Origin of the sequence: Hymenobacter negativus (genome assembly GCF_016056375.1) — a bacterium.
Taxonomy (GTDB): Bacteria; Bacteroidota; Bacteroidia; order Cytophagales; family Hymenobacteraceae; genus Hymenobacter; species Hymenobacter negativus_A.
The window spans coordinates 147,223-162,515 of the sequence record NZ_JAEDAE010000003.1; the positions used below are offsets into that span (position 1 = coordinate 147,223).

The 15,293-nt window shown below is 63.5% G+C and carries 11 protein-coding genes; 3 read left to right on the forward strand and 8 right to left on the reverse strand.

From position 1 onward, the window contains the following. Positions 1-37: 37 nt before the first annotated feature. A complete protein-coding gene (locus I7X13_RS08620; protein WP_198067647.1) occupies positions 38-460 on the forward strand; it encodes a response regulator in 423 nt (140 codons plus the stop codon). 14 nt (positions 461-474) lie between these two features. On the opposite strand, the gene I7X13_RS08625 is transcribed toward I7X13_RS08620, so the two are convergent. The 8 genes from I7X13_RS08625 to I7X13_RS21910 all read right to left on the reverse strand — a co-directional run bounded on the left by I7X13_RS08625 (position 475) and on the right by I7X13_RS21910 (position 11,817). Further along, positions 475-1,386, reverse strand: coding sequence for a DUF5996 family protein (locus I7X13_RS08625; protein ID WP_198075172.1), 912 nt, complete (start codon positions 1,384-1,386; stop codon positions 475-477). Between the two features lie 105 nt (positions 1,387-1,491). Continuing rightward, a complete protein-coding gene (locus tag I7X13_RS08630; RefSeq protein WP_198067649.1) occupies positions 1,492-2,160 on the reverse strand; it encodes a response regulator transcription factor in 669 nt (222 codons plus the stop codon). 45 nt (positions 2,161-2,205) lie between these two features. Beyond that, positions 2,206-3,012 (reverse strand): sensor histidine kinase, encoded by an 807-nt coding sequence (locus tag I7X13_RS08635; protein WP_198067650.1) that lies wholly within the window; start codon positions 3,010-3,012, stop codon positions 2,206-2,208. Continuing rightward, complete coding sequence (locus tag I7X13_RS08640) at positions 2,991-3,650, reverse strand: hypothetical protein (protein ID WP_198075173.1); 660 nt, start codon at positions 3,648-3,650, stop codon at positions 2,991-2,993. Before I7X13_RS08640 ends, I7X13_RS08635 begins: the two co-directional genes overlap by 22 nt. 58 nt (positions 3,651-3,708) lie before the next feature. After that, positions 3,709-4,431 (reverse strand): hypothetical protein, encoded by a 723-nt coding sequence (locus I7X13_RS08645; protein WP_198075174.1) that lies wholly within the window; start codon positions 4,429-4,431, stop codon positions 3,709-3,711. 361 nt (positions 4,432-4,792) lie between these two features. After that, positions 4,793-6,034 carry a DUF2264 domain-containing protein gene (locus I7X13_RS08650; RefSeq protein WP_198075175.1) on the reverse strand — a complete coding sequence of 414 codons (1,242 nt, stop codon included), beginning with the start codon at positions 6,032-6,034 and terminating at the stop codon, positions 4,793-4,795. Between the two features lie 27 nt (positions 6,035-6,061). After that, positions 6,062-7,183, reverse strand: coding sequence for a glycoside hydrolase family 88/105 protein (locus I7X13_RS08655; RefSeq protein ID WP_198075176.1), 1,122 nt, complete (start codon positions 7,181-7,183; stop codon positions 6,062-6,064). A gap of 329 nt (positions 7,184-7,512) precedes the next feature. Further along, the gene (locus I7X13_RS21910) at positions 7,513-11,817 is read right to left on the reverse strand and encodes a hybrid sensor histidine kinase/response regulator transcription factor (protein WP_198075177.1); all 4,305 of its coding nucleotides are present in this window, start codon (positions 11,815-11,817) and stop codon (positions 7,513-7,515) included. 393 nt (positions 11,818-12,210) lie between these two features. Between I7X13_RS21910 and I7X13_RS08665 the strand changes: the two genes are divergently transcribed. Both I7X13_RS08665 and I7X13_RS08670 read left to right on the forward strand, forming a co-directional pair. Next, positions 12,211-14,091 (forward strand): glycoside hydrolase family 35 protein, encoded by a 1,881-nt coding sequence (locus I7X13_RS08665; RefSeq protein ID WP_198075178.1) that lies wholly within the window; start codon positions 12,211-12,213, stop codon positions 14,089-14,091. A gap of 2 nt (positions 14,092-14,093) precedes the next feature. Beyond that, the gene (locus I7X13_RS08670) at positions 14,094-15,248 is read left to right on the forward strand and encodes a glycoside hydrolase family 43 protein (RefSeq protein ID WP_198075179.1); all 1,155 of its coding nucleotides are present in this window, start codon (positions 14,094-14,096) and stop codon (positions 15,246-15,248) included. Positions 15,249-15,293 lie beyond the last annotated feature (45 nt).

Below are 15,293 nucleotides of genomic sequence, written 5' to 3' on the forward strand. Positions count from 1 at the left end.
GCCCGGCTTTGCGGACGGAGGTTCGGCCTGAATGCCCATGCAAAAACTCGCCTGTGTCCTGCTCGTCGACGACGATTCTACCACTAACTACCTCAACCAGCTGCTGCTGAAGCGGCTGAATGTAGCGGAGCAGATACTGGTAGCCATCAACGGCAAGGAGGCGCTTGACCTGCTGCACGTGCACTGCCAGACGCCCTTTGCCGACTGCCCGGTCCTGATTCTGCTGGACGTGAAAATGCCCGTGATGGACGGCTTTGCCTTCCTCGAAGCCTACGAGCAGCTGCCCGCCGCCCAGCGCCAGGCCACCACCATCGTGATGCTGACCACCTCGCTGCACCCCCGCGATGTGGAACGGGTGGAACACCTCAACATCGGCGGCTTTTTCAACAAGCCCCTGAACCGGGAAAAAGTCGACGAAATCCTGAAAAAGCACTTCGGTCGCCAGTTGCCGGCCGAATAAGGAGCCGCATTCGGCTAGTGTCGCTCCAGCGCGGCGCGGTCCCAGTTCGATAGGTCGGCGGCGGCAGCGTAGGTGCTTTGCAGGAAGTCGAGCACGGTCTGGCGCGGGTCGGGGGCCGTGCGGGCGGCCTCATAAGGGAGCAGAAATTCGCCCATTTCGGGATTGAAAAAGGCCTCGGCGGGCTGAATGGCGGCCTCGGCCAGCCCCGGCACGCCGGGATACACGTAGCTGTAGAAGGCGGCCGCCTGGCCGTTGCCGCCGGGCCACCAGCCCGCCGCGCTCTGCTCGGCCGAATACGACTCGCGGGTTACCCAGTCGGCCAGGTGCGGGATGCCGCCGGGGTGCGGCGGCGCGGGCCGCCCCGAGAAGCGCGTGACCGCCAAATCGAAGCTGCCCCAGAAAAAATGCACCGGGCTGCACTTGCCCGTGAAGCCGCCCCGGAACTCGTGGAGCACCGCATCGGCCCGCAGCAGCACCTGCCAGAACTGCTGCACGGCGGCGGGGTCGTAGGAGCAGTGGTGTTCGTCCTGGGCAAAGGGCGTGGCTTCTTCCAGCTCCACCGGCACGGGCCAGATTTTGATGTGAATGCCAGCTTCGCGCAGCAAAGCGCGGTAGTGGTGGTAGAAGTCGGCCACGGAGCGGGGCCGGAGCGGCAGCTCGCGGCTGCGGCCGTCGCTGGTGTGCAGGCGCAGGCAGTGCTGGTTGAAGTCGAACACGACCTCGCAGCTGCCCCCGGCGTAGGGCATGGCGCCGGTAGAAAGGCCGCGCGGCGTCACGTACAGCGGCACCTGCCACCAGTGGTTCACCATGGGGCTGAGCGCCAGGCGGGTCTTGCCCACTATCTGGGTCCAGAGGTGCAGGGTTTGGCGGGTGTCGTCCCAGTTGGCGGGCAGGGCGGGCCAGGGGGTAGCAGCAAGTTCGGTCATGATGAAGCAGGCCTGGGCGCGATGCCGGCAGAAGTTAGCCTTCCTAAGTTAGGGAAAAACGCGGGCAAACTGCTGGCGAAAGCCGGACCTGCTAACGCCCCGTGGCTACTGGTCGAGCAAGCCGTGCTTGGCGGCAAACACAACCAGTGCCGCCACGCTGGACGCGCCGGTTTTTTCCAGCAGCTTCTGCCAGTGCCCTTCCACGGTGCGGCGGCTGATGAACAACTGCTCGGCGATTTCACTGGCCCGGTGGCCCTGGCAAATCAGGCGCAGCACTTCTTCCTCGCGTGGGGTAAACTGCAGCAGTTCCGGCAGCTTGGTGATGGGCTGGCGGCTGGGCTTTTGCACGCCCCGCATAAGCGCCCGCGACATGCGGGGCGTGAAGTGGTAGCCCGTGCTGAGCACCTCCTGGATGGCCTGCACCAGCTCTTCCTGGGTGGCATCTTTGGGCAGGTAGCTGCGGGCCCCCAGCTTCATCATCTGCGTGATGTATTTGTCGGCCGAAAACATCGAGAGCACGATGATTTTCAGCTCCGGAAACTCGGCCAGCAGGAGCTGGGCCACTTCCGGCCCATCCATCTGGGGCATCTGCAAATCGAGGAGTACCACATCGGGCAGCTGCTGTCGGCACAAGGCCACTAGGTCGGCAGCCTCGGCCATTTCCGTGATGCTGGCCACGTAGGGCAACGGTTCGAGAATGTAGCGCAACCCCTGACGGAACATGGGGTGGTCGTCGAGAAGGGCGATGTGGGCAGGGGCGATGGGGGAGACCATAGATGGGGGTGGGAGCTAAGTGTGACGAAGGAAAGAAAAATAAAATTAACTCGGCAGTAGCGGCAGCTCCACCACCATGCGGGTGCCCTGCCCGGGGGCGCTGTGGCGGCGCAGGCTGGCGCGCAGCATCTGCACCCGCACCTCGATGCTGCGCAGGCCCGCGCCGCCGTTTTTGCGCCCCGCGCCGTTGGCCCCGGCCGCAAACCCGCAGCCATCGTCCTCCACGGCCAGCGTCAGGAGCTGGGGCGTTTGGTGCAGTTGCACCGCGAGGTAGGTGGCACCCTTGGCGTGCTTGAGGGCATTGTGCAGCAGCTCCTGGCAAATGCGGTACAGGGCCAGCTCCTGGGCCAAGGCCAGGGGCTGGCCATACTCCAGGGCCAGCCCGATGGGCAACCGGCCCGTTTCGTTGCACACGTCCACCAGGTGCTGAATGGCTTCGGCCAGGCCGTAGCGCGACAGCACGGCCGGGTACAGGCTGTGCGACACGCTGCGCACGTCCTGCACGGCGGTGGTCATGAGCTCTTCGATGAGGGCCAGCAGGTCGGGCGGTGGGGCTTGGTTGGGCAGGCTAGTGAGCCGGTTGACCAAGAGCTTGGCCGTGGCCACGGTCGAGCCGATGCCATCGTGCAGGTCCTGCCCGATGCGCTCACGCTCGCCTTCCTGCGCCTCGATAATGGCCACCAATAGCTGCTGCTGATGAATGGCTTCGGCCGTGCGCATGTGGAGCTGCTGCTGCAGCAGGCGCTTTTGGTACGTCACCAGAAAAACCAGCAGTGTGCCGGCCGCCAGCAGCATCACGGCGATGCCGGCAAACAGCAGCTGGCCAAACGTTACTTCCGCCGGGGGAGCCATAAGGCCAGGCTGTAGCAGCTATAAAGCATAATGAACAGAAAGGAATGTATCATCCAGACATTCGCATTCAGCTGGTGCGAGTAATGCAGGAGGTAGTTGCTGAAAATGGCAATCTGCAAATACCCCAGGTAATATATTAATAAACCGGCCGACACCCAGAACATGGGCTCGCGCCGCAGCTGCAACACGCGCAGCTCGCGCAGCAATTTGCGAAAATACAGTCCCACCAGCCCCAGCACCAGCGTGCCCTGCACCACTTGCTGGCCGGGCCGAAACTGAGCCAGCGCGCCCGGGGCCAGGCTATCGAACAAGACATACGCCGCAAAGCCGCCTACCAGCCAGGGCACGGCCCTGGTGAAGGTAGGCGACTGTAGCGTGTGCCGAAACACTAAGGCCAGGAGGGTAAACTCGCCCACCATGTACACCGGCATCAAAAACATGTTGTTGCGGTGCTGAATCATGAACACGAAAGCCAGCACGTTCATCGGCAGAATGAAGCCGACAAGCGCGGTGAGGTAGCGTAGATTCAGCGGCAGCTGGCGAAAACGAATCAGGCCAATGATTCCCGCCACCAACACCGGCACCATGGTCAGCCGCATCACCAGCTGTTGCAACGAAAGATGAAAAAGGTCAGTCATAGTACACTTGCCTTCCTCCGTCAGAACTGGCAATGATAAATTAATTTTTTGTCACTCCTCAGGTGCCGGGAGGGCACGGAAAAGCCATATCAAAATCGACCCGTGCTGCCCCGGCACCGCGGGCAGCCTGGCCCAGAGCCGGCGCCTGGAGCACCAGGCCGAACGTACTCGTCAGTTGTTCCTCCGAAGTGGCGTTGGGGGCGTGGTACTGGTGCAGGCCCAGGCCCAGGGTAATGTTCTGACCGGTTTCGAAGAGCACCGATACAAAGTCCTTTATCTCAAAGTTGTAGCCTTCGAGCACGGCGGATTCGTGCGTGTCGCGGGTGTAAGTGGTAAACATATCCGTCGTGATTTCTGCCGCTGCCTGCCATTTTTGCTGCCAGACAGAAGCCAGGTCATCGGGAATCGGCTCATATACTTTCGTGTCCGGGGTGCCGGCCGCGTAGTACTGCTCGGGCAGGTAGTAGGCCGACAGCCGGTAGCCGGTGGCATCGGTGGCAAACAGGGCAAGGTTGAACTGCTTCCGGGCGGAACCGGGCATCAGCAAAAACCGCGCTCTAATCTGGCGCACGCCCACTGCCGAAACCAGCCATTGGATGCGCTCCAGCGGAATGGTTAAGGTCAGCAGCCGGGTATCGTTTGACGTGAAGAAAGCATCGGTGAGGGGGGTGCCACCGGGCTGCCCGGCAAATACCTTCCATTCCGCCGCGTATTGGTCGAAATTGCTCTCGCTAAGCAGGTAGGAAGTAGTGATGGCGGTAGTTGTTTCGGTGTTTGTCATTGAATTAGGTAGGAGGATTGGTGAAATGCGTTTGCGGTTTTGGAAGCGTAAATAGTGCAGACCAGCTTGAATAGCAAGGGCCGGAGCATCGTGAAAAGCAGACCGAATAATTGTCCAGATGCCAGCACCCTGGCGGTACAAAGGACAACGGCAAGCCAGGTTTGCGCCCGCGTAGAAATACGGTGTTTTAAAACCGGGTAATTATACGGGGAGGGCCAAAGGTATTGAGCGCGCGGCTTCCGGGCCAGGCGGGGCCGCCAACCAGCCAAAGCGGGAATGAAATAGTCTGAAAAAGCCCCGTGCAGGGTGCCGAATGCGGCGGCAGGCGGGCCGGCTTACTCGCCGCGCTTGCCGGTTACCCTCACTGCGCGTGGTCCGTCTTCACGTCCTGGCCCGACCAGATTTGGCGGGCGGTCCAGTCCTGCGCCGGGCTGGTCCAGAACGGGGCGCTCGCGGGCAGGCCCAAGGGCAGAAACGCCGTGGTGCATAGGTACAGGCTGCCGGTCGAGATATAGGTTTCGCCGATGCCTGGCTGGTGCCCGCACAGCCCAATTTGCAGCCAGCCCTGCGCATCAAATGTGCCCTTGGGCTCCATCGTGCGGCTAATCACAGCCGTGAGGGCGCTGCGCACCTGCCCGGCCGGTAGCTCGGCAGGCAAAAGCTGCTGCAAGCTGACCTGCGCCAAATGCTGAAAAGCCCCGCAGCGGTACGCCAATGAGCGCCCGAAGGCCGCAAACGAACCATCGGGTGCAATCAGCCGCTCTTGGACGGCGGCGTAGCGCCGGGCGCGGGCCTGCAGACGCTCCAGCAGCTCCTTGCTTTCCTTGCCGGCTGCTATCAGCGTGCCCACCACGTCCAGCAGCATGGGCTGGATGACGTAGCTGTTATAGTAATCCCAATGAAAATCGGGGCCGTCGCCGTAGGTGCCGTCGCCCTTGTACCAGGTCTGGTGCTCTTTGATGGCGTAGTCCATCCGCATCAGGTCGCCGCTGCCCGTGAATTTGAGCAGCGCCGCCTCGATGATGCCGCTGAACAGCAGCCAGTTGCTGTACACCGGCTTGATAGCGCGGCTGCTTTGCAGCGCCTGCACCAGCTGTTGCTGCGTGGCGACGGGCAGCTTTTCCCAGAGCTGGGTAGGCGCGCGCAGCAGCGCGTGGGCCAGAAAGGCCGCGTCTACCACCGGCTGGCCGCCTTGGGTAAAGTTCAGAAAGCCGGGTGATTGCGGGGCTACGGCGTGGGTAATGGCCTGGCGGGCCTGCGCTGCGGCGCGCTGCTGGCGGGCCTGCTCGGCGGCGGGCACGTCGGCCAGCTCCAACCAGGGGGCCAGGCCGGCCAGGGTGCGGCCCAGCGCCTCAAGGTGCGTGACGCGGCGGCGGCTTTCCTGCTGCCCGGCTGCAGCCTCTACGGGCATGGCGGTTTTAAGCGTGCCCTCGGCGCCGGCTTTCAGCACCGGCTCCACGATGCGCAGCAGAGTGGCCAGCCAATAGTCGCGGTCAGTCACCGGCCTGGGGGGCGACGCGGTTTCGATGGGCAAAGCCACGGCCGGCAGCGAAAGCGCTGACAGGCCGGCCCCAACTCCGGTAATAAATGAGCGTCGCTTCATAGGTGGCAAGGCCAAAACGGCGCTAAATCAGTGCTTCAGCTTGATGACTTCGGAGCCGGCCAGCAGGAAGGCCCCGGTGCCGTACACCTCCCAGCTCTCGGCCGAAAAGTCGCGGCGCGGGTCGGCCCCGATGGGCTGCACCCAGCCCACGCGGCCCTCCGGCGACACCACTTTGTTGAGTGCCACCCAGGCTTTTTGCACGGCGGGCAGGTAGGTGGCCTGATCCAGAATGCCGTTGTTGATGCCCCAGGCCATGGCGTAGGTATCGAAGCCCGAGCCCGAGGTTTCGCCGCCGGGGTAGGCGGCGGGGTCGAGCAGGCTGGAGCGCCACAGGCCGTCGGGCTGCTGCAGCTGCACCAGCCGCGCGCTCATTTCCTTGAAAAGGCCCACGTAGAAAGGCCGCGAAGGGTGGCTGGCGGGCAGCTCCTGCAGGATTTGTACCAGGCCGCCCATCACCCAGCCGTTGCCCCGGCTCCAGAAAATGCGCTGGCCGTTGCTCTCCTTTTTGCCTTCGCCGGCCGCGTTCCACAGGTAGGAGGCATCGCGCGAAAACAGGTGTTCCGGGTGGTTGAACAGCCGCCGGTAGGTTTGCTGGTACAGCGTGTCGCTCAGGGCCAGGTACTTGGGTTGGTTCTCAATCAGGCCCAGCTTTACCAGCACGGGCGGCCCCATAAACAGGGCGTCGCACCACCACCAGGCAATGCCGTTTTTCTCTACCTCGGGGCCGGGCACGGTGCGGAATTTCTCCACCACGACCAGGGTCGGCTCAATCATGCGCCGCTCTTTTTTCAGGCGGTAGAGATTGAGGTAGGTCTGGCAGATGACGATGTCGTCGGCGTGGTCGTAGCGGCGGTCGGGCTGCCATTTGGTGCGCTCGCCCATGGCCATTAGCGAGTCCAGAATCAGCTTCGACTTGGTGGTTTGGTATGCGGCAAACACGCCGGAGTAGAACGCGCCGTTGGTCCAGTCCGTGACTTTGTGCCTGGGGTGGGCCAGCTGCCACTTGGTGGCTTTCAGCAGCTGCTGCTTGATGAACTTGGGCTTGAAAACGGCCTTGTCGGCGGCGGTCATTTGCTGGGCCTGGCCCGCACGGCCGAGGCCCAGGGCCAGCAGCAGCCCGCAGGCCAGCGGACGAAAAGAAGGAAGCATAAGGCGAAGAAGGGGCGTGAGGCCAAACAGGAGTTGGCGGCGAAAACTAACCGCAATACTAGGCCGCCGCGCCGGTATTTGGCGGGGGCGTTTTGAGGGATTTGGGGGGCAGTTTTCGTCTGGCGGAATTAGAGTAGTTTGATTATCAGCGGTACGAGTGGGGCACGTAGTCTGACGCCTAACCTCACCCCCAGCCCCTCTCCCTGAGGAGAGGGGAGCCTAACGGGATTCTAAAATTCGGAACTCACCAGATGAAAAACGCACCGCCGCGGCTCCCCTCTCCCCAAGGAGAGGGGCTGGGGGTGAGGTTACACGGTACCGCCGCGCTTTCACCCGGCCGGTTCGGCCGAAGCGGCTTCCCGGTCCGGTCGGTGCTGCCGGGCGTATTCGGAGGGCGTGGCGTTGTATATTTTCTGAAACGCCTTGCGGAAATACTTCGCATCCTCAATGCCCACTTCAAAAGCTATTTCCGACACGCGCATCTGGGTTTGGGCCAGGAGCTGAGCGGCGCGCTTCATGCGCACGTCCCGGATAAATTCCACGGCCGTCTGGCCGGTGATGCTTTTGATGCGGCGGTAGAAAACCGACTGGCTCATGGCCATTTCCTTCACCAGCACCTGCACGCTAAACTCGGAATTGTCGAGGTTTTGCTCCACCACGCTCATAGCCTGTTCCAGAAATTGCCGGTCGGCATCGGCCACCACTATTTCGGTGGGTTCCAGCAGAATATGGCGCTGGTAGTACTCGTGCAGCTTGCGGCGGTTGCGTAGCAGAGTGGCGGCCTTGGCGTGCAAAAGCGTGGGATTGAACGGCTTGCTCATGTACTCGTCGGCCCCCGTGCCGAGGCCTTCGAGCTCCTGGGTCTCGGCCGTGCGGGCCGTGAGCAGCAGCACCGGAATGTGGGCTGTTTTGGGGTGCTGCTTGATTTTCTGGCACAGCTCCAAGCCGTCGGAGCGCGGCATCATCACGTCGGAGATGATGAGGTCGGGCACTTGGGCCAGGGACTGTTCCCAGCCATCGATGCCGTCTTCGGCGGTCAGGACTTCGTATTCATTGTCAAAGAGTTGATGCAGGTACCGGCGCACTTCGTCGTGGTCTTCCACCACCAGCAGGCGCGGGCGGCGAGCGGTGGCCGGCTCGGGGCCGGCGAGCTCGGGGCCGGCCGGCAGCGCCGTTGTGGCCTCGAGTGAGGCCTCAGCTTCGACGGGCGGCCCGGCCGGCTCGGTGGCGTGGGCTGCCGGCGTAGGTTCTTCGTCCTGAATGTCTTCGGGCTGCAGGTGCTGGCGGCCAAAGGGCAGGCGCAGCTCAAACGTGGTGCCCAGCCCCTCGCCGCTCGAAGCGGTAAGCGTGCCGCCGTGCCGCTCGGCAAACTGCCGGGCCAACGACAGGCCGATGCCCGTGCCCGTCATGCGCAGCGTGTTGGTGTGCGAGGCCTGGTAATAGGGGTCGAAGATGCGCTCCAGCTCGTAGTACTTGATGCCTACGCCGTTGTCGGCCACCGTGATTTTCAGGTAATTGCCACTGAGCCGGCCTTTAGTGTACACGGCTTCGCCGCCGGGGTTGCCCACCGGGGTGGCGGCCAGCTCGACGCGCCCATTGGGGCGGGTGTACTTGAAGGCGTTGGCCAGCAGGTTGGTGAGGATGATTTCCAGCTTGCTGCGGTCGAAGTACAGCGGCACGGGCTCGGCGGGCAGGTCGAGCACGTAGCGCACGCCCCGCTCCTCAGCTTTGAGGCGGAAGGTGGCGTAGAGGTCGGTGATAAACTGCACGGTATCAGCGTAGCTGGTGCGCAGGGGCACGTTGCCGGTTTCCACCTTGCGGAAGTCCAGCAGCTGGTTCACGAGGTCGAGCAGTTTGCGGGTTTGCTTGTGCATGAGGCCCACTTTGTCGCGCAGGTTGGGCACCGGGCCGGGGCTGCTCATTAGTTCTTCCATCGGCCCGAGTATCAGCGTTAAAGGGGTGCGCAGCTCGTGGCTCACGTTAGTGAAAAAGCCCAGCTTGAGGCTGGTCATTTCCTTTTCCTTTTCGGTCTGAAATTGCTCCAGCGCCACCCGGTTTTTCAGCCGCTGCTGGGCCATCTCAATGCGGCGGTACAGGGCCAGACCGCCCAGCAGCAGCAGGGCGTAAAGACCATAAGCCCAGCCGGTTTTGTACCACGGCGCGCGCACGTCGAACTGCATGGTGGCGGCTTTTTTCGACCACGCGCCCTCGCCGTTGCTGGCCTTCACCTCGAAGGTGTACTGGCCCGGCGGCAGGTTGGCGAAGCTGGCCGTGCGCTGGCCCGGTGCCGGGTACACCCAGCCTGTATTATAGCCTACCAGCCGGTAGGCGTAGCGGTTTTTCTGCGGGTTGGCGTAGTTCAGCCCCACAAATTCGATGGAAAAGTCATTCTCCGACGCCCGGATGGTCACCGTTTGGGGCGTAGAAAGTGGCTGCGGCAGAATAACATGACCGTTGAAAGGCTTGCCCACGGCCACCGGCTGGTTGGCAATGCGCAGGCCCGTGAGCTGCACCACCGGCGCGTAGGGGTTGGGCTGGATGGCGTGCGGCTGGAAGTAGCTGATGCCGTTGATGCCCCCGAAATACAGCGTGCCGTCCTGCGCCCGGGCGGCGGCCCCAATCTTAAAGGCGTTGCTTTGCAGGCCGTCGGCCACGTCGTAGCGCAGGTAGCTTTTGGTGACCGGCGTGAAGCGGTAGAGCCCCGTTCCGCCAATCCAGAGGTGGCCCTCGTCATCGGCCAGAATGCTTTCCACGTCGGTTTCGGGCAGGTATTTGGCGAAGCTGCGCACGGTTTCGCGGCCCTGCGCATCGGTCACGAGCTGGTGCAGGCCCCCGCCGATGGTGCCAATCCAGAGTGTGCCGTGCTCGTCGAACAGCAGCGGCCACACGTAGTTCACGCGCAGGCCGTTGGCCGCGCCCGGCATGGCCCGGAACTGCTTGAGCAATACCAGCGAATCAGCCGTGACGCGCAGCTTCAGCAGGCCCGCGTCCACGGTGCTGGCCCAGAGCACGTCCTGCCGGCGGTCGTAGAGCAAGTAGGTAAACTGGTCGGTGGGCAAAGTGCTGTGGCCCTTGCGGTAAGCGCCCAGAAACTTGCCCTCGGGACTCAGGCGCACCAGGCCGGCCGTGAACGTGGCCGCCCACAGCGTGCCAAACCGGTCCTCGGCCATGGCCTCCACGCTGGCGCTGGTCAGGTCGGGGCCGTGGGGCAGCTGGCCGAAGGTGCGCAGGGTTTCGTGGCCGTCGCGGCGGGTGAGGCTGCTCAGGCCGTTGGTGCGGGTGCCAAACCAGAGGGTGCCATTGCTGGTCTGGAAAATAGAGGCCACATCGACGCCCCGGGTTGCGCCGGCCCATTGCTGGTTGAGGTAGCTGTAGGTGGTATGATGCGTTAAGTCGTAGCCATACACGCCGTTGCGGGTGCCCGACCACAGAATATTGCGTCCTTCCTCCTTATAAACGGTATTTATGTAATTATTCGCCAGCGTGGAGCCGCCCGCCAGCTGCTGCCGCAGTCGCCCAAACGGCTTTTGGCGCAAATCCACCTTGTTCAACCCGCCCGCCGACGCGCACAGCCACATAATCTGGTTGCGGTCTTCAAAAATCTGGTGGATGCGCTCTGAGTTGATGCCGAACGGCTCATTATCCTGCGGCAGCAGCAGGGTAGGAGCGGCGCGCAGCGGCGGGGCGGTACCGGTCACGGCCCCCGCCTCCCACACATAAAGGCCGTAAATAGTACCCACCCAGAGCCGCCCAAACGAGTCGAGGTGCAGGGCCTGCAGCACTGGATAGGTTTGCGGCTGCGGGTGGGCGCGCAGTTCGCGCACGGTGCGGCGGTTGGCTGCGCTCACCCACAGCACCTGCTGGTCGGCCCCAATCCAGAGGTCGCCGCGGTGGTCGATGTGCAGCACGCGCACAGGTTGGGTGAACTCGGTGGGCTCGGCGGTGAGGTTCCGGTTTTCGGGTCGAATCACGCGCAGGCCATGGTTGAAAGTGCCCACCCAGACTTTGCCCTCGGCATCGGTAGCCAGGCTGGTTATGTTGTATTGCTCAGCAGGTTGGCCAATCGGGGGCGGCACCTGGCGCAGGTCGCGGAGGTGGTCTTGCTGGTCGAAGCTCAGCATAAACAATCCCTCGGTGGGCGTGCCGGCCCACAGCCGGCCCTGCTTATCGGAAGCCAGCGCGGCAATGCTGCACTGCGACAAACGCTGCATCAGCGGGCGGAAGGCGGCTGGTACCTGCTGCTCGTTGTAGTTCAGCAGGTGGTCGGCGGCGGCATCGTAGAGGCCCAGGCCGGCGCGCTCGGTGCCCGCCCACAAGCGGCCGTCGGGGGCCACGTGCAGGGCTTTGATGCGGTTGGCCGACACCCCGTTGCGGGTATTGATGGGCAGCATGTACTGCCGGAGGTGGTAGCCGTCGTAGCGGTCGATGCCCCGGTTGGTGCCCACCCAGATGAAGCCGGCGCGGTCTTGGGCCACGGCCATGCCGTCGGAGTGCGACAGGCCCTGGTCCACGGTGAGGTGCTCGAAGCGGAAGGCGCTAGGCGCTACGTCCTGGGCCTGCGCGCCGGGGCCCAACGCCAGGAGCAGCAAAAAGAGAAAGGGAAAGGCCCGTTTGAGGGCGAATAAAGCCTGCACGTGGTGGGAATTTGGATGCAGCGGGAAGAGTAAGCAAGTTGCCGGAGGCGTTTCGTCAAATCGAACGGCCGTCGGTTGCCCGGCAAGGTAATCGTTTTATAACTCGATTGCATCCTGTGCTTTCCAGCGGGACCTGCGGGCGGGTCGCGCCATTCGGATGGCCAATTTGGCCCGCCTTTTCAACGAAAATACCCCCCGGCCACCGCGTAACCCGTCGGTAGTTTTGCCTTCGCAATCACTCCTAAATGGTTCAGTAGCATAATGGAGTGTAGGGTGCGGGGCTTGCTCCCGCCCGCCGTTGAACAAAATCGCCGGAGTGGCTCGAACGACGAGCGGGGGCAAGCTCCGCACCCTGCCCCAAGCGGAAAACCTACCCAATTAACCATACCGAACGTGCCCACCCTTTCCTCGTTTTCCCACAATCTGCGCCGCCTGTTGCCCTTGTTGGCAGTGGCTGGCCTGGGCCTGGCCGGCACCCCACCCACGCCGCCGGCCGCCCACACCTTCGGCCTGTCGGCCGATAATTTTATGCTGGACGGCAAGCCATTTCAGATGATTTCGGGCGAGCTGCACTATCCGCGCATTCCGCGCGAGGCCTGGCGCAGCCGCCTCAAAATGGCCAAAGCCATGGGCCTGAACACGGTGGGCACCTACGTGTTCTGGAACGCGCACGAGCTCCAGCCCGGCAAGTACGATTTCACCGGCAACAACGACGTGGCCGCCTTCGTGAAGATGGCCCAGGAGGAAGGCCTGTGGGTGGTGCTGCGCCCCAGCCCCTACGTGTGTGCCGAGTGGGAATTCGGCGGCTACCCTTACTGGCTCCAAAACGTGCCCGGTCTGAAAGTGCGCAGCCAGGAGCCGCAGTACGTGGCGGCCTATCGGCGCTACATCCAGGCCGTGGGCAAGCAGCTCGCGCCGCTGCAGGTCAACCACGGCGGCCCCGTGCTCATGGTGCAGGTCGAGAATGAGTACGGCTCTTACAGTTCTGATAAGGAATACCTTGCGCTCAACAAAAAGCTGTTTGAAGAAGCCGGGTTCGATGGGCTGCTCTACACCTGTGACCCGGTGCGCGACGTGGCCGCCGGCCACCTCGACGGCCTGCTGCCCGCCGTGAACGGTACCGACAAGCCCAGCCAAATCCGCCAGCTGGTGCGCGCCAACCACGGCGGCAAAGGCCCTTACTACGTGGCCGAGTGGTACCCGGCTTGGTTCGACTGGTGGGGCGCGCCGCACCACACCGTGCCCGCCAGCAAGTACACGCCCGGCCTCGATTCGGTGCTGAAAGCCGGCATGAGCATCAACATGTACATGTTTCACGGCGGCAGCACGCGGGGCTTCATGAACGGGGCCAACTACAAGGGCGACAGCTCGCACTATGAGCCCCAGGTGAGCAGCTACGATTACGACGCGCCCTTGGACGAGGCCGGCAATGCCACGCCTAAGTTCATGGCCTTTAGGGAAGTAATTGCCAAATACCGGCCCCCCGGGCAGCCGCTGCCGCCCGTGCCCGCCGCACGCCCCAGCGCCGCCCTGCCGGCCCTGCAGCTCACCAACGCCGCGGGTTTGCTCAGCCGCCTGCCCGCCCCCGTGGCCAGCGCCACCCCGCTCACTTTTGAGGCCCTGAAGCAAGCCTACGGCTTCGTGCTCTACCGCACTACGGTGCCTGGCGGCGGCACCAAAACATTAAAGCTGAACGACCTGCGCGACTACGCCGTGGTGCTCGTGAACGGCCAGCGCGTGGGTACCCTCGACCGCCGCCTGCGCCAGGACCAGCTGAAGCTGACCCTGCCCGCCGGCCCCGTGCAGCTCGATATTCTGGTGGAAAACATGGGCCGCATCAACTTCGGTGAGTACCTGCTCCAGAACACCAAAGGCATCACCAAAAGCGCGCAGCTCGACGGCAAGGAACTGAAAGACTGGCGCATGTACGGTCTGCCCTTTGACCAGGCCCCGGCTGTGGCGAAAGCCGCCGCCGCAGCTCCGGCCTCCGCCGGGCCGGTGCTGCGCTCGGCCACCTTCACTGTGGCCCAGCCCGTGGACACTTACCTCGACCTGCGCGCCTGGGGCAAGGGCAGCGTGTGGGTGAACGGCCACAACCTGGGCCGTTACTGGGCCATCGGCCCGCAGCAAACCCTGTACGTGCCCGCCGAATGGCTGAAAAAAGGCACCAACGAAATCACCGTGCTGGAACTGCTTAAGCCCCGGCAGACGGCGCTGCCCTTTCTCAATCATTCCATCCTCAGCGAGTTGCAGCCGGCTGCGGCCAGCCTTTAATCATGAAAAAGACGCTCATTCTTACCGCGCTGCTGGCCGTATCTGGGTTGGCACAAGCGCAGCGCACGGCCTTCGAGCCCGGCAAGGTGTGGCCCGACAACAAGGGCACCCACCTGAACGCCCACGGCGCGGGCGTGCTCTACGACCAGGGCCGTTACTACCTGTTTGGCGAGCACAAGATTGCAGGTCCGAAGGGCAACAGCGCCCAGGTGGGCGTACACTGCTATTCCTCTAAAGACCTGTATAACTGGACCGATGAGGGCATTGCCTTGGCGGTGGCGCCCGCCGGCTCGGGTTCCGAAATCGAGCAGGGAAGCATCATCGAGCGGCCCAAGGTGGTGTTCAATAAGAAGACCGGCAAGTACGTGATGTGGTTCCACCTTGAGCTGAAGGGCAAGGGCTACGCTGCCGCCCGCACTGCTTTGGCGGTGAGCGACAAAGCCACCGGCCCGTTCCGCTACGTGCGCTCTTTCCGGCCCGGTGCGGGCCAATGGCCGCTGGGCTTCAAGGACGAATGGAAAAAGCCCGCACCCAATGAGGCCAGCCTGAAATGGTGGACGCCCGAGTGGACCAGGGCCGTGGCCGAGGGCCTGTTTGTGCGGCGTGATTTCGAGCCCGGCCAGATGGCCCGCGACATGACCATCTTCGTGGACGACGACGGCAAGGCCTACAACATCCATTCCTCGGAGGAAAACCTGACGCTTCACGTAGCCGAACTGACGGCTGATTACCAGGGCTTCACGGGGCGCTGGAACACGATTGCGCCGGCCGGGCACAACGAGGCCCCGGCCATTTGCAAGCGCGGCGGCAAGTACTACCTCATCACCTCGGGCTGCACCGGCTGGGCGCCCAACGCGGCCCGCTCGTTCGTGGCCTCGTCCATCTGGGGCCCGTGGCGGCAACTGGACAACCCGGCCACCGGCCCCGATGCCGACTCGACCTACCACTCCCAAAGCACCTACCTGCTGCCGGTGGCGGGCCGCAAAGACGCCTTCATTTTCATGGCCGACCGCTGGACGCCGAAGAACCCCATCGACGGGGGCTACATCTGGCTGCCGCTGCGCTTCGAGGGCGACCAGCCGCGCCTGCAGTGGGCCGACCGCTGGAACCTGAGCGCGTTCGACGCGGCCAAAGCGAAGGGGGGCATCAATCCTTAGCGCGAAAGCCTACTGTTCAGCTACCTGAGAGAGGGGATTTACACC

Bases quoted from the DNA above. Each gene is read 5' to 3' on its own strand.
- I7X13_RS08620 (WP_198067647.1), top strand. From the start codon at position 38: ATGCAAAAACTCGCCTGTGTCCTGCTCGTCGACGACGATTCTACCACT.
- I7X13_RS08655 (WP_198075176.1), bottom strand. From the start codon at position 7,183: ATGCTTCCTTCTTTTCGTCCGCTGGCCTGCGGGCTGCTGCTGGCCCTG.
- I7X13_RS08625 (WP_198075172.1), bottom strand. From the start codon at position 1,386: ATGACCGAACTTGCTGCTACCCCCTGGCCCGCCCTGCCCGCCAACTGG.
- I7X13_RS08640 (WP_198075173.1), bottom strand. From the start codon at position 3,650: ATGACTGACCTTTTTCATCTTTCGTTGCAACAGCTGGTGATGCGGCTG.
- I7X13_RS08670 (WP_198075179.1), top strand. From the start codon at position 14,094: ATGAAAAAGACGCTCATTCTTACCGCGCTGCTGGCCGTATCTGGGTTG.
- I7X13_RS08635 (WP_198067650.1), bottom strand. From the start codon at position 3,012: ATGGCTCCCCCGGCGGAAGTAACGTTTGGCCAGCTGCTGTTTGCCGGC.
- I7X13_RS08650 (WP_198075175.1), bottom strand. From the start codon at position 6,034: ATGAAGCGACGCTCATTTATTACCGGAGTTGGGGCCGGCCTGTCAGCG.
- I7X13_RS08630 (WP_198067649.1), bottom strand. From the start codon at position 2,160: ATGGTCTCCCCCATCGCCCCTGCCCACATCGCCCTTCTCGACGACCAC.
- I7X13_RS08645 (WP_198075174.1), bottom strand. From the start codon at position 4,431: ATGACAAACACCGAAACAACTACCGCCATCACTACTTCCTACCTGCTT.